At 62.3% G+C, this 24,827-nt stretch carries 18 protein-coding genes and 1 pseudogene; 8 read left to right on the top strand and 11 right to left on the bottom strand.

Annotated elements, in window-relative coordinates; translation table 11 throughout:
• Positions 1-5 precede the first annotated feature (5 nt).
• Entirely contained in the window at positions 6-1,019 is a 1,014-nt protein-coding gene (galE, locus tag AB7783_RS03570) for a UDP-glucose 4-epimerase GalE (protein WP_441276855.1), read from the top strand.
• Positions 1,020-1,028: 9 nt separating this feature from the next.
• Here the strand turns inward: galE and AB7783_RS03565 are convergent, their stop codons facing one another.
• Positions 1,029-1,994, bottom strand: a complete 966-nt coding sequence (locus AB7783_RS03565) for an AraC family transcriptional regulator (RefSeq protein ID WP_441276854.1) — start codon at positions 1,992-1,994, stop codon at positions 1,029-1,031.
• A 342-nt stretch (positions 1,995-2,336) separates the two neighbouring features.
• On the opposite strand from AB7783_RS03565, the gene AB7783_RS03560 reads away from it, so the two are divergent.
• From AB7783_RS03560 to AB7783_RS03540, 5 genes and pseudogenes are all read left to right on the top strand, one after another.
• Positions 2,337-3,146: an outer membrane protein gene (locus tag AB7783_RS03560; protein WP_441276853.1), complete on the top strand. Its 810-nt coding sequence runs from the start codon at positions 2,337-2,339 to the stop codon at positions 3,144-3,146.
• Positions 3,147-3,392: 246 nt separating this feature from the next.
• Positions 3,393-5,195, top strand: a complete 1,803-nt coding sequence (locus AB7783_RS03555) for an ABC transporter ATP-binding protein (protein WP_441276852.1) — start codon at positions 3,393-3,395, stop codon at positions 5,193-5,195.
• Positions 5,196-5,274: 79 nt separating this feature from the next.
• Positions 5,275-5,973, top strand: coding sequence for a fumarylacetoacetate hydrolase family protein (locus tag AB7783_RS03550; RefSeq protein ID WP_441276851.1), 699 nt, complete (start codon positions 5,275-5,277; stop codon positions 5,971-5,973).
• Between the two features lie 79 nt (positions 5,974-6,052).
• A pseudogene (locus AB7783_RS03545) lies at positions 6,053-7,077 on the top strand (LLM class flavin-dependent oxidoreductase).
• A 370-nt stretch (positions 7,078-7,447) separates the two neighbouring features.
• The gene (locus tag AB7783_RS03540) at positions 7,448-8,302 is read left to right on the top strand and encodes a hypothetical protein (protein WP_441276850.1); all 855 of its coding nucleotides are present in this window, start codon (positions 7,448-7,450) and stop codon (positions 8,300-8,302) included.
• 247 nt (positions 8,303-8,549) lie between these two features.
• Here AB7783_RS03540 and ahcY read toward each other — a convergent pair whose 3' ends face one another.
• The 3 genes from ahcY to AB7783_RS03525 all read right to left on the bottom strand — a co-directional run bounded on the left by ahcY (position 8,550) and on the right by AB7783_RS03525 (position 12,784).
• Positions 8,550-9,971: an adenosylhomocysteinase gene (ahcY, locus tag AB7783_RS03535; RefSeq protein ID WP_320443641.1), complete on the bottom strand. Its 1,422-nt coding sequence runs from the start codon at positions 9,969-9,971 to the stop codon at positions 8,550-8,552.
• Between the two features lie 203 nt (positions 9,972-10,174).
• The gene (metK, locus tag AB7783_RS03530; RefSeq protein ID WP_089268239.1) at positions 10,175-11,368 is read right to left on the bottom strand and encodes a methionine adenosyltransferase; all 1,194 of its coding nucleotides are present in this window, start codon (positions 11,366-11,368) and stop codon (positions 10,175-10,177) included.
• Between the two features lie 60 nt (positions 11,369-11,428).
• Positions 11,429-12,784, bottom strand: a complete 1,356-nt coding sequence (locus AB7783_RS03525; protein WP_089268228.1) for a hypothetical protein — start codon at positions 12,782-12,784, stop codon at positions 11,429-11,431.
• A 178-nt stretch (positions 12,785-12,962) separates the two neighbouring features.
• On the opposite strand from AB7783_RS03525, the gene AB7783_RS03520 reads away from it, so the two are divergent.
• Positions 12,963-14,273: a UDP-glucose dehydrogenase family protein gene (locus AB7783_RS03520; RefSeq protein ID WP_441276849.1), complete on the top strand. Its 1,311-nt coding sequence runs from the start codon at positions 12,963-12,965 to the stop codon at positions 14,271-14,273.
• An 86-nt stretch (positions 14,274-14,359) separates the two neighbouring features.
• Here the strand turns inward: AB7783_RS03520 and AB7783_RS03515 are convergent, their stop codons facing one another.
• From AB7783_RS03515 to AB7783_RS03490, 6 genes are all read right to left on the bottom strand, one after another.
• Positions 14,360-15,478, bottom strand: a complete 1,119-nt coding sequence (locus AB7783_RS03515) for a cobalamin-independent methionine synthase II family protein (protein WP_116660575.1) — start codon at positions 15,476-15,478, stop codon at positions 14,360-14,362.
• 31 nt (positions 15,479-15,509) lie between these two features.
• Positions 15,510-16,256 carry an ABC transporter ATP-binding protein gene (locus tag AB7783_RS03510; RefSeq protein ID WP_441276848.1) on the bottom strand — a complete coding sequence of 249 codons (747 nt, stop codon included), beginning with the start codon at positions 16,254-16,256 and terminating at the stop codon, positions 15,510-15,512.
• Positions 16,249-17,001 carry an ABC transporter ATP-binding protein gene (locus tag AB7783_RS03505; protein WP_089268231.1) on the bottom strand — a complete coding sequence of 251 codons (753 nt, stop codon included), beginning with the start codon at positions 16,999-17,001 and terminating at the stop codon, positions 16,249-16,251. Before AB7783_RS03505 ends, AB7783_RS03510 begins: the two co-directional genes overlap by 8 nt.
• Positions 16,998-18,041 (bottom strand): branched-chain amino acid ABC transporter permease, encoded by a 1,044-nt coding sequence (locus tag AB7783_RS03500; protein WP_441276847.1) that lies wholly within the window; start codon positions 18,039-18,041, stop codon positions 16,998-17,000. Before AB7783_RS03500 ends, AB7783_RS03505 begins: the two co-directional genes overlap by 4 nt.
• A gap of 7 nt (positions 18,042-18,048) precedes the next feature.
• Positions 18,049-18,915, bottom strand: coding sequence for a branched-chain amino acid ABC transporter permease (locus AB7783_RS03495; RefSeq protein ID WP_441276846.1), 867 nt, complete (start codon positions 18,913-18,915; stop codon positions 18,049-18,051).
• Between the two features lie 233 nt (positions 18,916-19,148).
• The gene (locus tag AB7783_RS03490; protein WP_439076537.1) at positions 19,149-20,318 is read right to left on the bottom strand and encodes an ABC transporter substrate-binding protein; all 1,170 of its coding nucleotides are present in this window, start codon (positions 20,316-20,318) and stop codon (positions 19,149-19,151) included.
• Between the two features lie 248 nt (positions 20,319-20,566).
• Here AB7783_RS03490 and AB7783_RS03485 point away from each other — a divergent pair, with 248 nt between their 5' ends.
• Entirely contained in the window at positions 20,567-21,058 is a 492-nt protein-coding gene (locus AB7783_RS03485; RefSeq protein ID WP_068738189.1) for a MarR family winged helix-turn-helix transcriptional regulator, read from the top strand.
• Positions 21,059-21,598: 540 nt separating this feature from the next.
• Here the strand turns inward: AB7783_RS03485 and AB7783_RS03480 are convergent.
• Positions 21,599-24,754 (bottom strand): autotransporter domain-containing protein, encoded by a 3,156-nt coding sequence (locus AB7783_RS03480; RefSeq protein ID WP_441276845.1) that lies wholly within the window; start codon positions 24,752-24,754, stop codon positions 21,599-21,601.
• Positions 24,755-24,827 lie beyond the last annotated feature (73 nt).

The raw sequence follows: 24,827 nt of genomic DNA, 5'->3' as shown, positions 1-24,827 counted from the left end.
ATCCAATGACCGTCCTTGTCACCGGCGGCGCCGGTTATATCGGAAGTCACATGGTCCATGCGCTGGTGGAAGCCGGCGAGAGCGTGGTCGTGATCGACAATTTGTCGACGGGCTTCTCAACATATCTCCCCGAGGGCGTTCCGCTGTTTATCGGCGATGTCGCTGATGAGAACCTTGTCGAGGGCGTCATTGCTGCCCATGGCATCGACGCCATCATCCATTTTGCGGGCTCTGTCGTCGTGCCGGAATCGATGCGCGACCCGCTTGCCTACTATCGCAACAACACGATGACGACACGCAACCTGCTCAGCGCGGCAGTGAAGTGCGGCGTCAAAAAATTTATCTTCTCATCGACCGCTGCCGTCTACGGCAATCCCGATTTCACGCCCGTGGCAGAAGATGCCCCCACACGACCGCTGTCGCCTTACGGATCATCGAAGCTGATGACCGAGATCATGCTGCACGACATCGCACCGGCCTATGGCATGGAGTTTGTCGCGCTGCGTTACTTCAACGTCGCCGGCGCCGATCCACAGGGCCGCACCGGTCTGGCCACCATGGGCGCGACGCATCTGCTCAAGATCGCCGTCGAGGCCGCCACCGGCCAGCGCAGCAAGATCGACGTGTTCGGAACCGATTACCCGACGCCCGACGGAAGCTGCATCCGCGACTTCATCCATGTAAGCGACCTCGTTCAGGCCCACCGCGCCGCATTGAACTACCTGCGCGAAGGCGGCGCATCCACGACCCTGAATTGCGGCTATGGCCGCGGCTATTCGGTGCTGGAAACCATCGAAGCCGTGCGCCGTGCATCGGGCCGAAATTTCGCGGTTCAATACGCCCCGCGCCGCGACGGCGACATCATGACCATGATCGCCGATACCACCCGAATCCGCGCGACGCTCGACTGGACGCCCCAATACGACGATCTCGAAACCATCGCCCGCCACGCGCTGGCCTGGGAAGAGAAGCTCGCCCGCGAGCGCCATGGCATCGAATTGATGGCGAAATCGGCCTGAGTAGTTAGATCAGCGCCGGCACTGCGTCGGCGTCTCACCGAAACGCCGACGAAATCGCTGATTGAAGTATGAGATCTCGTTGAAGCCACTGGCTAGCGCGATTTCACTGATCTTCAGCCGATCACCCTGCTCGCTCGTCAGCAAACGCATTGCATGTTGCAGACGGCGCTCCAGAAGGCGTTCGGTGAAACTCGATCCGGTATCTTGCAGAAGGTCCTGGAGATAGCGCGGCGACACATCCAGCCGGCGCGCAACCTGCCCCACCGAGAAACCCGGCTCCGCGAAATGGCGATCGATCTCGGCGATGATTTCCTGCGTTCGCGACGCGCGCAGACCGCGCATCGACGCAAGTTGCGCAGCGTCGCCGCGGGCACCTAGCGCGAGCGCCGTCAGATCCAGCAATGTCGTGCTGATATGGCTGTCGAGCTCCGCATCATGCGGATCGCGCAGCAGATCGACCGAGATGTCGATGTAGCGTCGCAGATGAGCCACGGCTGCGCGCCGTTCGTCGAGCGGCTGGATCAGGAGATCGTCGACATTTCCAATGAGAGGCAACAGGCGCTCCCTACTGACGGTCAGCGTCGTCGACGAGAAATCCGCATCCGATCGCAAATCTGCCGGACGTCCGTTCGTGCCGAGAAAAGCGCAGTCTGACGACAAGGCCATTTCGCGCCCCACCTGATCGACGACCAGCGTCCCCTCGCCTCGATGAAACATCAAACAGAAATCATCGTCCGGCCCGCGCGAGATTGCCGTTCTGGATCGTCGGATTCGACTGAACGTGCCGCCGAACCGGGTGACCCGCACATTCGAATAATCTGCCCAGTGCACGAAAGCCGAGAATGGCTGATCTTCAGCACGTGTGATGTCCACGCAGCAGGTGAGCGCTTCCATGTTTTCGCACCACAGTGCGAATTTCTGGTGATCCAGCAATTCCGGATCAAATCCATCTGAGACGAAACTGGCCTGATGCATACGTCCAACTCATTTCCGACGAATAGTGTAGCAACACAGAACAAACTCATCACGAAAAATCTCGGCAGTGCGACGTTCTGTAACCGTGATTGTATAGTGCGCATATGTGCTGTTGCGACAACGCCACATCGACGCGAAGTTTAGTGGCAGTGCGCGAAAACTAAAATCTGCTACGCGCGTGAACAAGACCTCCCCGCCAGCCCTGTCATTGTGCACGTGGAAGCCGCGAGTCCCGGCATCATTCGCAGATGCCTTGGCCCGACGACACTTCACATGCGATCGCTGATGACGGCGATGCATCGGAAATCACTTGCCGAGAGCAAGAAACTGAGGGGCCTGATCATGAAGAGAGTATTCGCTGGCGCAGCACTGCTTATCGGTGCAGCCGTTCCTGCCATTGCGGCCGACATGCCCTATCCGGTGAAGGCGCCAGTCGCGCCCGTCCAGGTGTTCTCCTGGACCGGCTTCTATGTCGGCGCCAATGTCGGTTTCGGCGGCGACAAGTTCGACTATCCGTTCCAGGCTACACAGCGGCAGTTGCAGGCCGAGGCAGCCGCGCTCGTTGCCAGCACCAACGGCAATTTCAGCCTGACCTCGAGCGGTTTCTTCGGCGGTGGACAGGCTGGCTACAACTATCAATACAACGGCGGCTTCGTCGTCGGCATCGAGACTGACTTCCAGTGGTCCGGCATCAAGGGCCGCTTCGAGGGCAATCAGACGCTGAACAATAACGGCGTGACCACGTCCGCAGCATTCGGCACCGGCTCCGAAGTCGAATGGTTCGGCACGATTCGCGGCCGGCTCGGCTATGCATGGGACCGCGTGTTCCTGTACGGCACCGGCGGCGGCGCCTATGGCCGGGTCAACACCAACGGGAACTTTACTCTGACCGGCCCGAATGGTGTGCTCGGCCAGGTTGCGGCGGCGTCGGCCGGCCAGACACAGTGGGGCTGGACCGCCGGTGCGGGCCTCGAATACGCATTCACCCCGCAGTGGTCGTTCAAGACCGAATATCTCTATGTGGATCTTGGCCGGAGCACGCTGTTCTCCACTGCCGTCAACGACATCGCCAATGGCTTCTCCTCCAACTCCAGCATCGCGGTCGATACCAGGTTCCACACCATGAAAGCAGGGGTGAATTACCGGTTCTGATCGGGTTACATCCTGCCAACCGGAAGCATGGCGCGTACCTGTCGCGTGCCGTGCTTCCGAGAGATTCTAGGGCAAAATCGGCCCGAATCCGGCGGCAGATGCCGCCGGGCCAATGGGTTAACAAAGTCTTGGCAAGCCCGATTTTGGCTTGAAAAACCGCGATTTAACGGGCAATCAGGCGGCTGTTTCGCAAGCTGACCCTGACGCCTCGGCAAATCCCTGCCCGGCGCCGTCGCTGGACCGCGGATGGCCAAGATTACTCGCAAAGTCACTGACGATCCTTACGGCGCCTGGGCGCTGATCCGCCGTCTGGTCGCCGAACAGGCGGTCACCTATTGGCGGCGCTACCTCCTGGCCTTCCTGCTGATGGCCGTCTCCGCCGCGACCACCGCTGGCGCCGCCTATATGCTGGGTGAGGTCATCAACCAGGCCTATGTGGACAAGAGCATCGAGCGCATCGCCCTGTTCTCGGGCTTCGTGGTGGTGATCTTCCTGATCAAGGGCGCATCGACCTACGGCCATACCGTCATTCTCTCGAAGATCTCCAACGCCATCGTTGCCAACAACCAGCGCCGGCTGTTCGCCAAGCTGATGAACGAGAGCATCGGCTTCTTCTCGGAGCGGCACTCATCGGAATTCCTGCAGCGGCTCACCGCCGGCGCCAATTCGGTGACACAGGTGCTCAGCCTGCTGATCAACGCCGTCGGCCGTGACCTGCTGTCGCTGATCGCGCTGGTCGGCGTGATGGTCATGCAGGACCCCTATATGGCGCTGTTCGGCTTCCTCGTCGCGCCGCCCGCAATGCTGGTGCTGCGCAAACTGGTCCGCCGCATCAAGGGCCTCGCCCGCAACCAGTTCACCGGGACCACCGAGATTCTGGAAGTGATGCAGGAATCGCTGCAGGGCATCCGCACGGTGAAGGCGTTCACGCTCGAACAGACCATGCAGCAGCGCATGGAAGCGAGCATCACGGCCGTCGAGCAGAACGCCAACAAGATGGCGCGCGTCTCCAGCCGCTCTAGCCCACTGATGGAAACCCTCGGCGGTTTCGCCATCGCGGCGTCGCTGATGTATGGCGGCTATCGCGTGGTCGCGATGGGCGCGACGCCCGGCCAGTTCTTCTCCTTCGTCACCGCCTTCCTGCTGGCCTATGAGCCGGCGAAGCGGCTGGCGCGGCTGAACATCGATCTCAACAGTCAGATCATCGGCGCGCATACACTGCTGGAGATCGTGGACAGTCCGGCTTCCGAGCCGAATGACGACCACAAGCCGGCGCTGAAACTGACCGATGCGCGCGTCGAGCTGCATGACGTGACGTTCCGCTATCGCCCCAACGAGGTCGTCCTGAATCGCATGAGCTTCGTCGCCGAGCCCGGCAAGGTCACCGCTCTGGTTGGCCCGTCAGGCGGCGGCAAGTCCACAGTGCTCGCACTGTTGCTCCGGCTCTATGAAGTCAGCGAAGGCGACATCACCATCGATGGCCAGTCGATCGGTCAGGTCTCCCGTCGCTCGCTGCGCGGCCAGACCGCCTATGTCGGACAGGATGTCTATCTATTCCGCGGCACCATCCGCGAAAACATCGCCTTCGGCAAACCGGGCGCCACGGAAGACGAGATCGTCGCGGCAGCCAAAGCCGCTTGCGCCCATGATTTCATCATGGGCTTCCCGCTCGGATACGAGACGTCGGTGGGCGAGCATGGCGCACAACTCTCCGGCGGCCAGCGCCAACGCATCGCCATTGCGCGCGCGCTGGTGAAGAACGCACCGGTCATCCTGCTGGACGAAGCTACCGCAGCGCTAGATTCCGAATCCGAAAAATCGGTGCAGGAAGCCATCGAGCATCTCTGCCAGAATCGCACCACGATCGTCATTGCGCACCGCCTGCACACCATCATGCACGCCGACGCCATTCTTGTGGTCGAGGGCGGCGAGATCGTCGAGCGCGGCCGCCACGACGACCTGCTGCGCCGTGGCGGACGCTACGCGTCGTTCTTCCGCTTGCAACATCGTGATGCTTCGCCGCTGGCACCGCTTCATGCGTCGGCGTAAGACTTGCTTTTGTTTTCTGCCGCGCAAGCGCGGCATCCGTTTTTGATCCCAGCCTTCACAACCAGCCCGAGAGCCGTCCATGACCGCATCGTTCGTTATCGCCCCTCCGCCACAGGCCGCCATCGCCGTTCAGGGCGAGACTTCGACATTCCCGGTGCGCCGTGTCTGGTGCGTGGGCCGCAACTATCTCGAGCACATCCGCGAACTCGGCAATGACGAGCGTAACCCTCCCTTCTTCTTTGCCAAGCACGCCGACATGATCGTGCCGGATGGCAGCGAGATCCCTTATCCGACGCTGACCAAGGACATGCAGCACGAGGTCGAGCTCGTCGTCGCGCTGAAGAGCGGCGGCCTCAACATCTCGCCGGAAAAGGCGCTCGATCACGTCTGGGGCTATGGCGTCAGCGTCGATCTCACCCGCCGCGACCTCCAGACCATCTCGCGCAAGAAAGAGCAGCCCTGGGAAATCGGAAAGTCGTTCGACATGTCAGCGCCCACCGGCGCGCTGGTGCCCGCTTCGAAGGTCGGCCATCCCTCCAAGGGTAAGATCTGGCTCTCGGTGAACGGTACCGAACGCCAGAAGGGCGACCTATCCGAGATGATCTGGAACATCGCCGAGATCATTTCCAAGCTCTCGCTGCAGGTCGAACTCGGCGCCGGCGACGTCATCCTGACCGGCACCCCTGCCGGCGTGGCGGCGCTTCAGCCGGGCGACAAGGTCGAATGCGGCGTCGACGGCATCGGCACCTTGAAGTTCGAAATCACCAAACCCAAGTAAGTCACGCACGCCTTTACTGCGAAAGGCCGCGCGTCACGCGCGGCCTTTTTCGTTTCAGCGCTCGTCAGGGAAACGGCTCATGCCTCTCGAACTCGGTCTCGATACATTTGGCGATGTCACACGCGGTGCGGACGGCGAGATGCTGTCGCACGCACAGGTGATCCGTAACGTCATCGATGAAGCGGCGCTGGCCGACCAGCTTGGTGTCGATTTCTTCGGTGTCGGCGAGCATCACCGCGCCGACTTCGCCGTATCCGCGCCCGAAGTCGTGCTCGCGGCCATCGCCGCACGCACCAAGCGCATTCGCCTCGGTTCCGCCGTGACCGTGCTGAGCTCCGACGATCCGATCCGCGTCTTCAGCGCTTTGCCACCGTGGATGCTGTCTCCAACGGCCGGGCCGAAGTCATCCTCGGCCGCGGCTCGTTCACAGAATCCTTCCCGCTGTTCGGCTTCAAGCTCGACCAGTACGAGACGCTGTTCGAGGACAAGCTGGATCTGTTCGCAGCGCTCGCGTCTGAGCCGGAAGTGACCTGGAGCGGCACGACCCGCCCGCCCCTCACCAATCAGCGTGTCTATCCGCCGATCGAAACCGGCAATCTGACAACATGGATCGGTGTTGGCGGCAGTCCTGAGTCAGTCGTTCGCGCGGTGCGCTATGACATGCCCCTGATGCTGGCGATCATCGGCGGCGAGCCCGAGCGGTTCAAACCCTATGTCGATCTCTATCACCGCGCCTATGCGCAGATTGATCGACCGGTGAAGCCGATCGGCGTGCATTCGCCAGGCTATGTAGCCGCCAGCGACGAGCAGGCGCGTGAGGAACTGTGGCCCGACTACCGGCAGATGCGCGACCGCATCGGCAAAGAGCGCGGCTGGCCGCCGATGCAGCGCCGCGAATTTGATCAGGAAGCCGAACACGGATCGCTCTATGTGGGATCGCCAGAGACCGTGGCGAAGAAGATCGCGAAAACCGCGAAGGCTCTCGGCTTTTCGCGCTTCGATCTGAAATACGGCGCCGGACCATTGCCGCATGAGAAGCTGATGACGTGTATCGAGCTATACGGAACAAAGGTCATTCCGATGGTGCGGGAGATGTTGGGCTGAGGTGAAACCGGGTCTCCTCAGCCGTCATTGCGAGGAGCCCCTGCGACGATGCAATCCAGTCTTCTTTCGTTTGTGGAAACGAAGAACTGGAATGCCGCGGCACAATGACGGTTGATGGGTTAGTGCTAATAGCGAGCTCGCAGTCGGATCAGCGAAGCGACATCCGGGGTCGGCGTTTCAGAGATCTCGACAGCCCCGCATATCGTTTGGCTCATGCTGGCTACAACTCAGGCGGGCTACGGCTGTCGTGTTGCCAAAGCGAAGAACGTGTACTACAATTATATTCAACCTTAAGTTTTTAGGCATTGTGTAGTCAAGGAGGCGCCCGATGGGCTCCAAGTTGAAATGTGCCTTGTGCTGTGCAGTACTGATGGCGATCGGCGGCAATGCTTCCGCCGCCGATATGCTGGTCAAGACCCCTCTGTATGCCAGCGTGTGGATCAATCCGATCCTGATCGCCAATACGCAGGTCGGCTTGGGGATCGTGGGACATCGCGTTGACTATTACGAGACCACGCCGACAATTCCGCGATTTAGCAGTGAACATGGCTGGCTACCCGGTCTTCAACTTGGGCTGTCTGCCATGGGGCCGATGGGCGATGTGACAAACATCTACGTCATGGGCGCGTTTACATGGATCCAAGGACGGACCGAGTACGGGGCATCGGGCGGTCCCGTGATCGCGGATCGCAGCGGCGCCGATATCAGGACTTTGGACATTCGGCTCGGAAAGGGATTCGACGTCGCAGCCAATTGGATGATCACCCCCTATCTCGGAGCAGGCTATCGCAGCTGGGACCGCGACCTTAGCAACAGATCTGGACCATTCGGATATAGCGAACTTTACGAGCACGGCTATGTCGGCGGAGGCTTGCTGGTTCAGTGGGCTGCGACCGATCGGATAGTTCTGTCTGCCTCCGGTTTGGTCGGGACGACACTCGCCCCGAAAATGGCGACTTCGTTCAACGGTGGCGCGCTGATCGATCCGTTGACCTATGACCTCGGCAGTTCGGCCGTCTACATGGCTGGGCTCTCGGCGGACTACGCCATCACGCGAGAATGGCATGCCAACGCCGGCGTCGACTTTCTGAGCTTTCGATATGGCGCGTCGGCCGTGGCACTCGACGGCTCGCTGGAACCAGATAGCCGGACGTCCAACTGGACCCTGAAGGCCGGCTTTGGCTACAGCTTCTATAAATCACCAGCGATCGCAGCGAACTACTGACTGTCGGAACCTGCAAACGAAGGAAGTGCGTAGCCGGATGAGCGCGGCGACATCCGGTGCAAGATAACTCCGTCCTCATTGTGAGGAGCGCGCTCTTCGCACGCGTCTATGATGCGTTTGTCTCCATCCTTCGAGACGCGGTCCAAGACGACCGCTCCTCAGGATGAGGGCCCAAGCTTGTATCGAACATCAACAAAAAGCCCCGGATCGCTCCGGGGCTTTTCTTATTCAGTTCGTCACGCCGAACTCAGTAGCGGTAGTGGTCCGACTTGAACGGGCCTTCCTGCTTCACGCCGATATAGTCGGCCTGGTCCTTGCGCAGCTTGGTTAGGTTCACGCCGATCTTGGCGAGATGCAGCATGGCGACCTTCTCGTCGAGCGACTTCGGAAGCACGTAGACTTCCTTCTTGTACTTGCCATCCTTGTTATTGGCGTAGAGTTCGATCTGCGCCAGCGTCTGGTTGGTGAAGGATGCCGACATGACGAAGGACGGGTGACCCATGGCATTGCCGAGGTTCACAAGGCGGCCTTCCGACAGCATGATGATGCGGTGACCGTCAGGGAACGTGATCTCGTCGACCTGCGGCTTGATGTTGTCCCACTTCAGGTTCTTCAACGACGCGATCTGGATCTCGTTATCGAAGTGACCGATGTTGCAGACGATGGCACGATCCTTCATCGCGCGCATGTGCTCGATGGTGATGATGTCCTTGTTGCCGGTCGCGGTGACGAAGATGTCGGCCTGGGGCGCAGCATCTTCCATCGTGACGACCTGATAGCCTTCCATCGCCGCCTGCAGCGCGCAGATCGGATCGACTTCGGAGACCATCACGCGGCAACCCGCCTGGCGCAGCGAAGCGGCCGAGCCCTTGCCCACGTCGCCGAAGCCGGCGACCATGGCAACCTTGCCCGACATCATCACGTCGGTGCCGCGGCGGATGCCGTCGACCAGCGATTCACGGCAGCCATAGAGGTTGTCGAACTTCGACTTGGTGACCGAGTCATTGACGTTGATCGCGGGCCACAGCAGCGTGCCAGCCTTCTGCATGTCGTACAGGCGATGCACGCCCGTTGTGGTTTCTTCCGAGACGCCCTTGATGCTCTCGGCAATCGCCTTGAAGTAGCCCTTCGGCTTTTCCTTGAGCTGCTTCTTGAGCAGCGCGAAGAAAACCTCCTCTTCTTCCGAAGCGGGCTTGTCCAGGAACGCCGTGTCGCCGTTCTCTGCCTTGAGGCCGAGATGGACATACATGGTGGCGTCGCCGCCGTCATCGAGGATCATGTTGGGGTGACCACCGCCGTGCCAGTCGAACAGTTTTGCGGTGTAGTCCCAGTATTCGGTCAGAGTTTCACCCTTGATGGCGAACACCGGAATGCCGGCAGCGGCGATCGCGGCCGCGGCGTGATCCTGGGTCGAATAGATGTTGCACGAGACCCAGCGGATGTCGGCGCCGAGTGCCTTCAGCGTCTCGATCAGTACGCCGGTCTGAATGGTCATGTGCAGCGAGCCGGCGATGCGGGCGCCCTTCAGCACCTGCTTCGGGCCATATTCCTCGCGGGTCGCCATCAGGCCTGGCATCTCGGTCTCGGCGATCGAGAGCTCCTTGCGGCCGAAGGCGGCGAGGTTGATGTCTTTGACGATGTAGTCGGTGAAACCGTTGGGGGCGGTCATATTTGAATCCTTGTTCCTATAGTGCGAGAGGTTCTCGCGGACGCTCATAATTGCGCCCTCTCCCCTCGCGGGAGAGGGCTGCACAGACGGTCACGACATTCGGTTCGGAGAGGGGGCTGGTCGTAGTCCCTCTCCCGCCTTCGCTTCGCGAAGGCACTCTCTCCCGCTGCGCAAAGCTTCGCCGGGGGAGAGGGAAAGTAAGATCAGACGTTGCGCTTCAGCGCGTCGACGAGATCGGTCTTCTCCCAGGAGAAGCCGCCGTCGGCATCCGGCGTGCGACCGAAATGACCGTAGGCCGACGTACGGGCATAGATTGGTTTGTTGAGGTCGAGATGCTTGCGGATGCCGCGCGGCGTCAGATCCATCGCGGCAGCAACGGCCTTCTCGATGGCATCGTCAGCGACTTTGCCGGTGCCGTGGGTATCGACATAGATCGACAGCGGGCGCGCCACGCCGATGGCGTAAGCGAGCTGCAACGTCGCCTTGTCGGCCAGACCAGCGGCAACGATGTTCTTGGCGACGTAGCGCGCAGCGTAAGCAGCCGAACGGTCCACCTTGGTGGAGTCCTTGCCCGAGAATGCACCGCCACCATGCGGGGCTGCGCCGCCGTAGGTGTCGACGATGATCTTGCGGCCGGTGAGACCTGCGTCGCCATCGGGACCGCCGATGAAGAACTTGCCGGTTGGGTTGATGTGCCAGATCGTCTTGTCGCTGATCCAGCCATCCGGCAGCGCCTTGCGGACGTAGGGCTCGACGCGTTCGCGCACCTGGTTCGAGGTCATGTCCTCAACGAGATGCTGATGCGAGACGACGATTTCGCGCACGCCGACCGGCTTGCCGTTTTCGTACTGTACGGTGACCTGGCTCTTGGAGTCCGGACCGAGCACCTTTTCGGTACCGGCATGACGGGCTTCCGAGATCAGGCGCAGAATCTTGTGCGCGTAGAAGATCGGTGCCGGCATCAGCTCGGGCGTTTCGTTGGTAGCGTAACCGAACATGATGCCCTGGTCGCCAGCGCCTTCTTCGGCATTGGTCGGCTGCTTGGCATCGACGCCCTGTGCGATATCGGCCGACTGCGGATGCAGCAGAATCTCGACGTCGGCGGTCTTCCAGTGGAAACCGTCCTGCTCGTAGCCGATGTCCTTGATGGCGGCGCGAACGACGGCTTCGATGTGGTCGTTGGTGACGGTGGATGGACCGCGGGTCTCGCCGGCGATCACAACCTTGTTGGTGGTGGCGAGGGTTTCGCAGGCAGCGCGAATATCCCAAGGATCAATGCCCGCCTTCGGGCCTTCGCGGAAGAACAGATCGACGATCTCGTCGGAGATACGGTCGCAGACCTTGTCGGGATGGCCTTCGGAAACCGATTCACTGGTGAAGAGATAAGACGCGCGCATCAACTGGTCCTCTAGGTTGCGCCGGAGCCCGGCAGCCTTTGTCACATTGTTCCAGAAATGTCAGTCGCGACGCCGCGAGATGACGTAGGATTCGTCGTAGAACCAGAGACCGTTGTGCTTGCGCAAAACTTCTCGGGTGGCATCCAGGTAACGGCCGCTCTCCGTCACTTCCGTCAAACGGTCATCCTCGATTTGAGCCACGTAAACCGCCGCGTTCCACGCTGCAAAAGCCGTCGAAGTTCCGATCGATCCGGTCACCTCGTTCGGCAGCGCCTCCATGGCGTAGCGAAAGATCGACCGCTGGTCGGAATAGGCATTGAAGTTCAGATCGCGGCCGGCTGAGCCCAGCTCGTATTTCACTGCGCGCAATAGCTCATGACGGCTCACGGCGAAAGGGTTTTCTTTGGGCCAGACGGCTTGGACGATCTCCATACCGGGGTCCTGCCCATGCGAGTGGATACCGATCAGTCGCCCACCTGCCCGCAGGGCCCGTGCCAGCGGCGCCATGATCCGTTTGGCCCGAAATTGTACCGAAGACTTCGCCCGATAGGGCTGGGAGGCGATAATCAGGTCAAAATTGGCCTCCGTGCGCCCTGCGCGGGGGATAATAGAATCCAGCAGGAACCGGTGATCCTCGCGATAAACCACCAGCGCCACGGGCCGTTCATAGGTCGGCATGCCTGATCGGGGGTTGATGCTGGCCCGCCAGTTGTCCTCAAGAAAAGCTCCAAGTCCGGCGATCTGGTCGGCGAATTCGCCGGACGAAGCCCCCCGCAGCGGAACTTCGTGCCAGATCATGGCGGCTGCGGCGGCCGGCGATGCTGGGGTCAGTGTGGGCGCCTCGGCATAGTGCATGTTGGTCAGCACGAAGACCGTGGCTGGATGTTCGAACAGCCGATCCGGCACCTTGTCGAGAGTCAGTCGCACATCCTCCAGGCTGAGCTCCTTGCCCGCGATGTAGAATGGCATATGCGGAAAACGGCCGTGCATGGAGCGCATCACCCGCGCCAGCACCGTGCCGTCGCCAACGCCCGCATCGAACACCCGCAGCGCTGGCGGGCGCGGATGGATGCTTGCCAATTCGAGGCCGACGCGATCGGCAATGACCCGCTTTTCCGAGCAGGTATGGACAAACAGCAGGTATTTCTGCCGGTTCTCGAAGAAGCGGAAATTGCTGCGCGGATCGCGACGTTCGATTGGCGGCTCAAGCCCGCGTGGCGGCGGCACGCCCTCCGGCATCGATTGGGCAATGAAGGCCTGAATCCGCTCCAGCGTGTCGATGGTGATGCGCTTTCCCTCACGCAGGCGATTCACCAGCTTGCCGTCGTTGACGGCCCGGCGACCGAAGGTCGACTCCGCCATCTCCGCCTGTCGGCAGAAATCCGAGATGATTCCGAGGATCTGATCGTTCTTCATGTGCGGGGATGTGACCGGAAGTGGGCAGAATTATGCTTGGCCCACTCTTTAGCACAGTCTGCCCACAGATGAAATGCCCCCTTCGATCGGCCTGCCGTCGTGTGAAAGTCGCGCGCTTCTGCTAGGATGTGCCAAGTTCAAATTCTCGCCTCTCGATCACTCAAAACGGGCTTTCTCCATGCGCATTGCGATGATCGGCACCGGTTACGTCGGCCTTGTGTCCGGCGCCTGCTTCGCCGATTTCGGCCATAACGTGATCTGCGTGGACAAGGACAGCAGCAAGATCGACGCCCTGCTCCGTGGCGAGATCCCGATCTTCGAGCCCGGCCTGGACGCGCTGGTGGCCAGCAATGTGAAAAGCGGCCGGCTCGGCTTCAGTCTCGACCTCAGTGAAGCCGTGAAGACGGCGGATGCCGTGTTCATCGCGGTCGGCACCCCGTCCCGCCGCGGCGATGGCCACGCCGATCTCAGCTACGTGCATGCCGCCGCGCGCGAGATCGCCGCCAACCTGCGCGATTTTACGGTGGTGATCACCAAGTCGACCGTGCCGGTCGGCACCGGCGACGATGTGGAACGCATCATCAAGGAAACCAATCCCGACGCCGACGTCGCCGTGGCGTCAAACCCGGAATTCCTGCGCGAGGGCGCCGCGATCCGCGACTTCAAGCATCCCGACCGGATCGTTGTCGGCACCGACGACGAGCGCGCGCGCACAGTGATCTCGGAGATCTATCGCCCGCTTTATCTCAATCAGGCGCCCATCATGTATACGGGTCGGCGCACCGCCGAGCTGATCAAATACGCCGCCAACGCGTTCCTCGCGACCAAGATCACCTTCATCAATGAAATCGCTGATCTGGCGGAGCGGACCGGCGCGGATGTCCAGGACGTCGCGCGTGGCATCGGTCTCGATAACCGCATCGGCGCGAAGTTCCTGCATGCAGGCCCCGGCTTCGGCGGCTCGTGTTTTCCGAAGGATACCCGCGCACTGGTCAAGACCGGTCAGGACTACGACGCGCCGTTGCGGATCGTCGAGGCCGTGCTCACCGTCAACGATAACCGCAAGCGCGCCATGGCCCGCAAGGTGTCTGCCGCGCTAGGCGGCAATCTGCGCGGCAAGACCGTCGGCGTGCTCGGACTGACGTTCAAGCCCAATACCGACGACATGCGCGAGGCGCCGTCGATCCCCTTGATCACCGCGCTTCAGGATCTCGGCGCGACCGTGCAGGCCTACGATCCCGTCGGCATGGAACAGGCCAGGCACGAACTGCCGGATATCACCTATTGCGACGATGCCTATGCATGCGCGACTGGCGCCGACGCGCTGGTGATTGTGACCGAATGGGAACAGTTCCGCGCACTCGACCTCGCGCAAGTGAAGCAGAAGATGAAGCAGCCGGTCATCGTGGATCTGCGCAACATCTACCGTCCCGAGGAGATGGAGAAGGCCGGCTTCACTTATGAAAGCGTGGGCCGCGGCAAGTCCTGAGAGCTCATCGTCAGGAGACTAAATGCAAATGCCCGGCAAAAGCCGGGCATTTTTGTTGGCGAGCCGCCGGTCAGGCGACAGCGGGCTTACTTGCCCCACAACTCGTTCGCGACATCGACCGCGAGCTTGAGCTTGGCCCACTGCTCTTCCTCGCTGAGGATATTGCCTTCCTCGGTCGATGCGAAACCGCATTGCGGCGACACGGCCAGCTGCTCGAGCGGCGCGAACTTCGAAGCCTCTTGCAAGCGCGCCTTGATGTCTTCCTTCTTCTCGAGCTCACCGAACTTCGAGGTGATGACACCGACCACGACAACCTTGTTGCCCTTCGGCAGGAAGCGCAGCGGTTCGAAGCCGCCGGCACGGTCCGAATCGTATTCGAGGAAGTAGCCGTCGTAATTGGTACCAGCGAGCAGCGTTTCAGCCACTGGCTCGTAGCCGCCCGACGAAATCCAGGTGGAGCGGAAGTTGCCGCGGCAGACATGCGTGGTGATCACCATATCCGCAGGACGCTCGGCGATCGCGTAATTGATGATGCGCGAATAGATCTGCTGCAGATTGTCGGCATCCTCGCCGCGCGCACGGACCTTGTTCAGCTCGTCTTCCGAGCAGAGATAGGCCCAGACCGTGTCGTCGAACTGCAGGTAGCGGCAGCCGGCGTCATAGAACGCCTTCACCGCCTTGCGATAGGTCTTGGCCAGATCCTCGAAGAACACTTCGATATCCGGATAGACCTCCTTCGAGATCGCCTTGCGACCGCCGCGGAAATGCAGAACAGCCGGCGACGGAATGGTCATTTTCGCGGTGACGCCCGCCGTGTCGCAATGCTTCTTCAGGAACTTGAAGTGCGCCAGCATCGGATGATCGTCGGGGAAATCCACCTTGCCGATCACGCGCACCGAGTCATGACGGGTCTCGACGCCGGTGAACTGGATGCCGGTGTCGGGATGATAGAGCTCGCAGCCGGTCAGCTTGGCGAGGAAGTCGAAGTGCCACCACGAACGACGGAACTCGCCGTCGGTGGCAAGCTTGAGGCCGGTCGAGGCCTGGCGATGCACAACCTTCTCGATCTCGATGTCTTCGACCTTGCGCAGGTCGTCGGCCGAAATCTCGCCCTTCTCCAGCTTGGCGCGCGCTTCCTTGATCGATGCGGGCCGCAACAGGCTGCCGACTTCGTCGGCACGGAACGGGGCTTTGGTTCTCTGCATAGTCGTTACTCCAGAATGCTCGGTTTGCAGATCAGCCGGGTGTGCCGGCCGTGTGTTTGTTCTTGCTGCCGGCCGCGCCGGCGACGCCGAGGAAATGCTCCAGCACGGCGGGATCGGATTTCAACGCTGCACTCGTTGCATCATGCACGATGGTGCCGCGTTCCAGTATCACGACACGATCGGCGAGCCCCAGTATTTTTTGGGCATTCTGTTCCACGATGATGGAACAGATGCCGCCGGCGCGTGTGATCTTGCCCAGCGCTGCCAGCAACTCATCGACGATGATCGGTGCAAGGCCTTCGGTCGGTTCGTCCAGCAGCAGCACCTGCGGATTGAGCGTCAGCGCACGGCCAATCGCCAGCATCTGCTGTTCACCGCCAGACAGCTGATTGCCGAAATTGTTCTTGCGCTCTTCGAGCCGCGGAAACATCTTGTAAATCTTCTTGACGTCCCATGGCCCAGGCTGCGCCACGGCGGTCATGTTTTCTTCCACGGTGAGCGAGCGGAAGATATTGCGCTCCTGCGGCACCCAGCCGATGCCGGCGCGGGCGCGCTGGTCCGGCCGCAGCGACGTGATGTCCTTCCCGCCAAGCTTCAGCGTGCCGCTGAAGCGGCGGGTGACGCCGACGATGGAATTGATCAGCGTGGTCTTGCCGGTGCCATTGCGTCCGAGCAGTGCCAGCACCTGGCTTTCGCCGAGTTGCAGCGTCATCTTGGGAATGACCACGGCTTCGCCATAGCCCGCGCGCAGGTCATTGATGTCGAGAAGGTCAGACATCGGCGCCCTCGCCCAGATACACGGCCTTGACGCGCGGATCGCGCGCCACTTCGTCCGGCGGGCCTTCCACCAGCATGGCGCCCGCGACCAGCACAGAGATGCGATCGGCAAAGGAGAATACCAGATCCATGTCGTGCTCGATCAGCAACACGGTGACGTCGCGCGGCAGGCTGGCGACGGCCGAGAGAATATCGTGGCGCTCGCTTTCCGGCACGCCTGCAGCCGGCTCGTCGAGCAGCAGCACGCGCGGCTTGGTGGCAATGGCGACGGCGATTTCGAGAAGGCGCTGCTTGCCATAGGGCAATGTCGCCGTCGGTTCATTCATGACGTCGAGCAGATGAAAGCGCGCGAGGTTTTCCGCGATCGCGTCATTGACGTCACTGCGGGTGCCCATGCGACGCCACCAGTCGCTGCCATGGCCGAGATGTTCGGACGCAGCGAGACCGACCGTCTCCAGCGGTGTCATGTCGGGATAGAGCTGATTGATCTGGAAGGTTCGCGACAGCCCGCGCAAGACACGTTTGTGCACCGGCAGACCGGTGATGTCGTTGCCCTCCAGCAGGATGCGGCCGGAATTGGGCTTGAGCACGCCGGTCAGAAGATTGATCACGGTTGTCTTGCCGGCACCGTTCGGGCCGATCAGCGCGTGGCGCGCACCGGCCTCGATCTTGAGCGACAGATCGCGCGTGACCCGGAGCCCACCGAAGGATTTTTCGAGATTGACGGTTTCCAGCGCGATGGTCATGGCGCCTCACCTTCCGGCGCAACGACCGGCGTCTTGGCGCGGCTGAACTTGCTTGCGATCAGGCGCGGCAGGAACATCGCCCAGCGATGCATGCGGTCGCGGCCGATCAGCACGATGACCACCAGCACGGCGCCGATCCAGAACTGCCAGTATTGCGGCGTCAGTGTCGAGAACAGCTCCTGCAGCAGTTTGAAGATCACCGCACCGATCAAGCCGCCATAGAGATAACCGGTGCCGCCAATGATTAGCACCAGCATCAGGTCGGCGGAGCGATCGAAGGCGAAACCATCGAGCGAGGCCAGCGCCGTCGTCTGCGTCGAGAGTGCACCGGCAACGCCCGCATAGAAGGCGGCGATGGTGTAGATCGCGATCAGCCGGCGATTGACGGGAATGCCAATCGCCGAGGCGCGCAGCGGATTGTTGCGGATCGCTCGCAGCGACAGGCCGAACGGCGAATGCACGATGCGTCGCGCCAGCAGGAACAGGACGAAAAGCACACAGAGACAATAGATGAAGCCGACCTTGCCGAAGATATCGAACGAGAACTGGCCGAGGATCGGCGCCATCTCGATGCCTTGAAGGCCATCGGAGCCACCGGTGATATTTGAAAAGCGATTGGCGAGTTCGCGCAGTAACAGCGCAATACCGAGCGTCACCATCAGCCGCGTCAGATCTGACCCGCGCATGACGAGGAAGCTCGTCACGAAGCCAAGCGCCATCGCGGCAAGACCAGCAACTACCAATGCAATCACCGGTTCGGTGACGATGCCATGCAATGCGAGGAGTCCCGCTGCATAGCCGCCGAAGCCGAAGAAGGCCGCATGGCCAAGCGAGACGATGCCGGCATAGCCGAGGATCAAATCCAGCGACAGCGCAAACAGCGCGAGCCAGGCGATCTCGGTGAGGATCAGGTAGCGGTTCGGGAACAGCAGGATGCAGCCGGCAGCGAGCAGCCAGAACACGACTTCGGGCCACCGCCATTGCGCGCGCGCCATGGCGAATTGGCCTACTTCCGGATGGGTGGTGCTGTTTGCTGTCATGACGCCCTCACCGCGCCGCGGTGCGGCCGAACAGGCCGTTCGGGCGCCAGATCAGGATCACGATCATCATGGTGTAGATCACGAAGGCGCCGAGCTTCGGCACGTAATATTTGCCGGCGACATCGCCGATGCCCAGCAGCAACGATGCCAGGAACGGCCCGGTGATGCTGGACGAACCGCCGACCGTCACCACGATCAGGAAGTAGATCATGAACTTCAGCGGGAAATACGGATCGAGGCCGAGGATTTCCGCGCCAAGTGCGCCGCCCATGCCAGCCAATCCGCAGCCGAACGCGAAGGTCAGCGCGAAGACCTGCGGAACGTTGATACCCAAACCTGACGCAGCCCGCGGATCGTCGACCGCGGCGCGCAGCCGGCTGCCGAAGCGCGTCTTCGACAGGATCATCTGCAATGCGATGGTGAGCAATCCGCAGATCACGATGATCATCAGACGATAGCGACCGACGCCAAGGCCGAACAGATTGATCTGGCCCTGCAGATAATCCGGGAGATGGATAAAGGTCTGCGCCGAGCCCATGAAGTAGTCCATCGCCGTCACTGACATGAAGACGAGGCCGATGGTGAACAGCACCTGATCCAGATGGCTGCGCGTATAGAGGTGGCGATAGAGCGATCGCTCCAGCGCGGCGCCGATCGCAGCGCTCACCACGAAAGCAATCGGCAAGGCCGCAAAGAATGGCAGGCCGGCGCGATTGACCAGGATCGCGCAGGCATAACCGCCTGCCATGGCGAAGGCGCCGTGGGCGAGGTTGACGAAGTTCATCAGGCCCAGCGTCACCGCCAGCCCGCACGCCAGCACGAACAGCAACATGCCGTAGGCGACGCCGTCGAACAGAATGGTGAGAAGGGTCATGCAGGCTTCGCACTTTCTTGTCCCTCCCCCCGCGCGAAGCAAAGCTTCGCTAGACGGGGAGGGTGGCCGGCCGCAAGGCCGGTCGGGTGGGGGTGCCGCATACTCTGCAGAGCTCGGGGCACCCCCACCCCGGCCTCCGCTTCGCTCGGCCGACCCTCCCCGTCTAGCGAAGCTTTGCTTCGCGCGGGGGGAGGGAGACCATTAGCGACGTCGCGTCACGTCAAGCTTGATACTTACTTCTTCGTCTTGCCGGGATCCTTCACCGCCTCGAACGTCGCGAATTCGATGTTGTAGAGTTCGCCATCCACCTTCTCGACCTTGCGGATATAGATGTTCTGCACGATGTCGCGGGTCTCCGGATCGATCGAGATCGGGCCGCGCGGGCTCTCCCACTTCATGCCCTTCATCGCCGCGATCAGGCTGTCACCGTCGGCCTTCCCGCCGGTCTTCTTCAGCGCCTCATAGACGAGATGGATGCCGTCCCAGCCGCCGACGGCCATGAAGCCCGGACGGGTGTTGTAGGCCTTCTTGTAGGCCGCAACGAACTCCTTGTTCATCGCCGAGGGATGCGCGGCTGAATAGAGATGCGCGGTCACGGCACCCAAGGCTGCATCGCCCATGTTGTTCAGCAGGTCGTCGTCCATCACGTCGCCGGGTCCGATCACCTTGATGCCGGACTTGTCGAGGCCACGCTCGGCATACTGCTTCATGAAGTTACCGCCCTGCCCGGCGGGCACGAACACGAACACCGCGTCGGGCTTGCTGTCCTTCATGCGCTGCAGGAACGGCGCGAAGTCCGGATTGGCGAGCGGCACCTTGACCTCTTCGACGATCTCGCCGCCACCGGCGGTGAAGTGCTCCTTGAAGAACTGCAGTGCGTCGTTGCCCGGTGCGTAGTCGGAGGTCAGCGTCGCGACCTTCTTGATGCCGTTCTTGGCGGCCCAGTCGCCGATGATGGTGGAGGACTGCGCCAGCGTGAACGAGGTGCGCACGATATACGGCGAGCGTTCGGTGATGATCGAGGTGCCGGCAGCCATCACGATTTCCGGCACCTTGGCCTGGGTCGCGAGCGGCGCAGCGGCCAACGCAGCCGGCGTCACGCCGAAGCCGGCGATGATGTTGACCTTCTCGTTGACGATCAGTTCCTGCGCGAGGCGCTTGGTGTTGTCGGGCAGCGCCGCGTCATCCTTGAGGATGATTTCGACCTTCTTGCCGGCAACGGTGTCGCCGTTCTTCTGCTGATAGAGCTTGATGGCGTTATTGATCTGCTGGCCGGTCGAAGCCTGGCCGCCGGTCATCGGCACGATCAGACCGATCTTGACGGTCTCCTGCGCCTGCGCGAGCCCGCCGATGGACAGCACGCTGACAGCGGTCACAGTCGCGGAAATGAAATTCCTCAGCATTAATTCCTCCTCTGTAGGTGATGCCGGCTCTTCAAGGCCGTGAAGTCATAGTCCCCATACGCTGTCGCCCGCGATGATGATCGCCCGCGATAACGGAGCCATGTTGACCTGTCAACGGCTGGGTTGACAACACAACGCGGTCTGTTGAACTGCGTAATTCCGACGCATCGTGGCATGCTGCTAAAGTCTAGCCAAGCATTCACGGGCCGCTCGATTTCCGTTCATTTCAGATTGCAGATCGTATCCAGATGACAAAGCCGGTGATCAACCATGGACGATATGTACCGGCGCTCATCAATTTCCTGGGCAACAAGCTCGCCGCGGGTGCTTCGAGTGCCTATCGGCGCGAATTCGGCGTCGGCGTCACGGAATGGCGAATCCTCTCGAAGCTCGCCAGCGAGGACGCGTGCACCGCACAACAGATTTGCCAGTATTTCGACCTCGACAAGGGTCTCGTCAGTCGCACCCTTAAATCTCTGGTCGATAACGGCAGCGTGACAGTGACCGATCTGGCTGGCGACAACAGGCGCGTCGTCATCCTGACCAAATCCGGCCGCGCGCTGCATGACCGGATCATCGAACTGGCGCTGGACCGCGAACGGGTCCTGCTGGATTGCCTCGATGAGAAGGAAGTCGAAAAGCTGATCGACATGCTGGGCCGCCTGCTGGCACAGGCACCGGCGGTCAACGCGGTACAGGTTCGCAAACCCGCTGCATCGAAGCGCAAGACCACGGCGTGAAACGACATGGCTGAGCGCGGTCACGCGCCGTCCTTGCCCGCGCCTGTGCGCGTGCGTGGCGGTCCCGGGGGTCTCCCTCGACAATGAGGGAGATGAAGCGCCGAAAGGCGCGACTTCAGTTAGTGCCGCAGCGTGCTGTCCGGATCGCCGAACCACAGAGGCCGCGGAAACGCCTTTCGACGCTCCATCGTGGCGATTTCTGTCCCCGGGACCGTTCTTCCGGGCAAAGGCGCAGACCTCCGCAGTCCGCTTATCCCGACGGTTTCCCGCCGTTCACCAATGCCACGTCCAGCCAGCATGAGTGGCAGACCCCCGTAGTGGGGCCGGACGGTGACCCAAGGCCTCCCGAGTGCGTGAGGGAACGTCTCCCTCCCGCCCGCAGGCGCCACATCCCGCCCCGCGCTAACAAGCGTCCCTGGCAACACCCCTCAAAGTGGGGCGGGATGCAGGAGAATATAATCTCATCAAAAACAGCGTCAAGGATTATTTTCAGATTTCTGCCGAATGAATGCGCGCGGCGCACCGCGCCCTCGGCACCTGCTACCACTGATAAAGCACCACGCCCTTGCCGGCATAGGAGCGCGTCACATCCGAGAACTCGCCCTCGAATGTCGCGCCGACGCTGATGCCGCTGACGAAGCGCAACTCGGCCTCCGCCGTGGTCAGCGCGGCATTAGCAGCCGGCGATGCGCCGCCCACCACGAAGCTGGCGCCGGGCAACGCCTGAAAGGTCGCTGTGGCCGAGCGGTCGGTGTTGGTGTCGTGCGCCCAGGCTGCGCGACCGCGCAAGGTGAGGATCGCATCGCTGATCGCAAACGACTTGTCGCTGCGCAGACCAAGTTCGCTGCGCGGTGCGGTGATGCCCTTGGCAGAATAGGCCAGCGCGAACGTCGTCGGCCCCGACAAGGTGGTCTCGGCATAGGCCGGCAGGTCGAGATAGGTCACCTGCGCCGCGGCATAGGGCGTGAGCCCGATGCCGCCGAGCCACGGCATCACGGTGCGATGGCCAGCCTCGAGCCGTGCCGAAAAGCTGTTGGTGGTGAAGTTGGCGCGCAACTGGTCGATGCCGGCCACGGCCACCGTGCGATCGGTGGTGACGTCCTGCCAGCCATAGGCCGCCGCCGCCGTGACATAGGCCGAGCCGGTCGTGTGGCGCACGAAGCCGCCGAGCTGGAACAGGTCGGAACGGCCCGAGCCGCCGCCTTCGACGCTGAAGCTGGTGGCGCCGCCGGACAGCGCAAAGCCGGCGACGGTCTGTGGCGACAGATGATAGTCGGCACCGACCGCCACGCCGCCGATCCGGCTGGTGGACGTGTTCGAGCCGGCCGATGCATTGCCGTCGGTGGTCTGGGTGCCGCCGAAGCCCGCGGCCCACACGTTCCAGAACGGCCGGAATGCGGGAACGATTGGCACCGCCTTGGTGATCATCGCGAAGGCATCGCGGGCGGAGCTTTTGCCGCTGGCCGCGTAAGAGCCCGTTGCGTCGCCCTCCGCGTAAGGCATCGCCGACGACGCGTTGCCACCGCGGCCGGCAATGGTCGGATCGGACATCGCGCCGACAAACTGCGTCACCGCGTTGAGCCCCGCCTGATGCGTCGCGGTCGGCGTCTCGCCGGAAATCTGCGTCAGCGCGGCGGTGAGATTGCTGCCGCTCAGGGTCAGCACCGCGTCGAAGCGCGCTGGCCGCGCCCCACCCTGGTACAAGTAGCTGTCATGTGCGGCGACCAGCGCCGCGTGATTCCGCGACAGGATCACATCGCTGGCGAAGCCACCGGTGATCGTCAGCGTCACGTCGGTGGCACTGTAGCTGAGACTGCTGGTGAAGGCGGCCGACGCGCTGACGCCGGTAAACGTGCCATTCAGCGCGGCCGCGTGCAGAATGGGCTCGATAATCGTCCAGTGTTGCCATCCCGACGCCGCGGCAATCTTCACCGTGCCGCCGAGAAACGCCGTGCCCGACACATTGACGGAGGTCACGCCATTCGGGTTGACCTGCACGAGATAGGTGGAGCCGGGCTGAAAGCCGATCGTGCCCGCCACCGTCATCGACGGCAGGGTGGCTGGAAAGCCCGGCAGGTAGAGCAGGCCCGGCTTGAAAGTGCCGCCATCTTCGACCTGCAACTTGCCCACCGTGCCGGTGCCCTGCAGCACACCGCCGCTGAGCACCGAGACCTGGCTCGAAGCAGCGATCGAACCGTCGACCTGCAGGATGCCGCTTTGGACCTGCGTCAGATTGCTGTAGCTGCTGGTGCCCGACAGGATCAGCATCCCCGGGCCGGTCTTGATGATGCCGCCGGGCGACAGGCCGTCGGCGATCGCGCCGGTGATGCGGGCATCCTGCTGGGTGGCGATGGACGCCATGCCGGCGACGCTGATCGCATTGTCGATGCTCAGTCCGGGCGCCGTCATATTCAGCGTACCGCCGGCCTGGAGCGTCAGGGCGCCGGTGCCGATGGACTGCGAATTGTTGATCGCCAGCGTGCTGCCCACCATAACGGTCGTGCCGCCGCTATAGGTGTTGATACCCTGGAGCGCGACCGTCGTGCCGGCGGCCGTGCTGATCGCGACAGCACCGCCGCCGGTAATCGCATTGTCATAGGTCCAGTTCGCGCTGGTCTGCGCCAGTGTCATCAGCCCGGAGGCGATGACGAGATTGCCGGTCAGTGTGCCGCCGCCCGACATGGTCAGCACATTGCTGCCGTCGGCGAAGACGATGGCGTTGCCAAGGCTGCCATTGCCGTTGACGGAGCCAGCGCGTCCGGCACTGATGCTGCCGTTGTTGACGATTGTAAGACCGGCGCCGGTGACGCCGGCGCCGCCAAGGCCGGCGCTGCTCTGGATTTCTTGGGCATTTGGCTGGCCCCATCCGGGCATCCCGCCGATGCCACCCTGAACAGTACCGCTGTTGAACAGGGTCGCGCCGCTGGCGCGGAAGACGATCCCGGCGCCGCCATCACCGCCATTGCCGCCGACGCCAGCACCCGGGGAATTGGTGTAAGGGGATGGACTGCCGGCATTCCCGCCGACGCCGCCGTTGCCGCCGCTGAGGATCGCGGTGCTGGCGACTGTGAGCACGCTTGCGCCGGTCACCACCACGGCGTTACCGCCCGCACCGCCGCCCCCGCCACCGCCGCTGCCATTTGGGCCAACGGTAGGACTCGGCGGGGCGCCGTTGCCGCCATTGCCGCCAGCGCCGCCGCTGCCGCCTGAAATGGACGAATTGACCAGCAGCGGGCCGGCAATGGTCTGTCCGTTGGCGCCGCCATTGCCGCCTCCGCCACCACCGCCGCCGCCACAGAAGAGGCCCGCGTCAGCTCCGTTGGCGCCGGACGTGCCGCCATTGGCCTGCGGGGTGCTGCCGCCGTTACCGCCGAGTCCGCCGCCGGCCCCACCGCCACCTCCGCCAGCACCGGGCACAGCACAGTACACATTGCTGCCGCCGGCGCCGCCCGCCGTGCCATCGCTGCCGCCGGCACCGCCGACGGTCAACTGATTGGTGGCCGACGCCAGGTTCGGCACGCCGTTGCCGCCGGCTCCGCCGTCGGCCAGCGCCGATGCCGTGCCGAGCAACATTGCGGTGAGCGCGGCGAACGAAAGCTTCGGCTTGAGGTGATGGCGACTGCCGTACAGCGATGCCTGCAAGGCAACGCCCGTGCGCGTCGTGTCGCCGCGCATCGTCACCTGCAAATTTTTCAAGTCGCTGTCCCCGGCCCGGATGTCCACGCCTGCTGGCATCAGCCGAGCGACGAATCACAGACAGCCTATCGCA

The sequence above is a fragment of the Tardiphaga sp. 172_B4_N1_3 genome, from assembly GCF_052076035.1.
GTDB lineage: Bacteria > Pseudomonadota > Alphaproteobacteria > Rhizobiales > Xanthobacteraceae > Tardiphaga > Tardiphaga robiniae.
Note: the sequence above shows the minus strand (reverse complement) of the source record. Positions and strands in the feature narration are given on the sequence as shown.

Coding starts and splice junctions, on each gene's coding strand:
- galE (WP_441276855.1), top strand. CDS start 6: ATGACCGTCCTTGTCACCGGCGGCGCCGGTTATATCGGAAGTCACATG.
- AB7783_RS03565 (WP_441276854.1), bottom strand. CDS start 1,994: ATGCATCAGGCCAGTTTCGTCTCAGATGGATTTGATCCGGAATTGCTG.
- AB7783_RS03560 (WP_441276853.1), top strand. CDS start 2,337: ATGAAGAGAGTATTCGCTGGCGCAGCACTGCTTATCGGTGCAGCCGTT.
- AB7783_RS03555 (WP_441276852.1), top strand. CDS start 3,393: ATGGCCAAGATTACTCGCAAAGTCACTGACGATCCTTACGGCGCCTGG.
- AB7783_RS03550 (WP_441276851.1), top strand. CDS start 5,275: ATGACCGCATCGTTCGTTATCGCCCCTCCGCCACAGGCCGCCATCGCC.
- AB7783_RS03540 (WP_441276850.1), top strand. CDS start 7,448: ATGGCGATCGGCGGCAATGCTTCCGCCGCCGATATGCTGGTCAAGACC.
- ahcY (WP_320443641.1), bottom strand. CDS start 9,971: ATGACCGCCCCCAACGGTTTCACCGACTACATCGTCAAAGACATCAAC.
- metK (WP_089268239.1), bottom strand. CDS start 11,368: ATGCGCGCGTCTTATCTCTTCACCAGTGAATCGGTTTCCGAAGGCCAT.
- AB7783_RS03525 (WP_089268228.1), bottom strand. CDS start 12,784: ATGAAGAACGATCAGATCCTCGGAATCATCTCGGATTTCTGCCGACAG.
- AB7783_RS03520 (WP_441276849.1), top strand. CDS start 12,963: ATGCGCATTGCGATGATCGGCACCGGTTACGTCGGCCTTGTGTCCGGC.
- AB7783_RS03515 (WP_116660575.1), bottom strand. CDS start 15,478: ATGCAGAGAACCAAAGCCCCGTTCCGTGCCGACGAAGTCGGCAGCCTG.
- AB7783_RS03510 (WP_441276848.1), bottom strand. CDS start 16,256: ATGTCTGACCTTCTCGACATCAATGACCTGCGCGCGGGCTATGGCGAA.
- AB7783_RS03505 (WP_089268231.1), bottom strand. CDS start 17,001: ATGACCATCGCGCTGGAAACCGTCAATCTCGAAAAATCCTTCGGTGGG.
- AB7783_RS03500 (WP_441276847.1), bottom strand. CDS start 18,041: ATGACAGCAAACAGCACCACCCATCCGGAAGTAGGCCAATTCGCCATG.
- AB7783_RS03495 (WP_441276846.1), bottom strand. CDS start 18,915: ATGACCCTTCTCACCATTCTGTTCGACGGCGTCGCCTACGGCATGTTG.
- AB7783_RS03490 (WP_439076537.1), bottom strand. CDS start 20,318: ATGCTGAGGAATTTCATTTCCGCGACTGTGACCGCTGTCAGCGTGCTG.
- AB7783_RS03485 (WP_068738189.1), top strand. CDS start 20,567: ATGACAAAGCCGGTGATCAACCATGGACGATATGTACCGGCGCTCATC.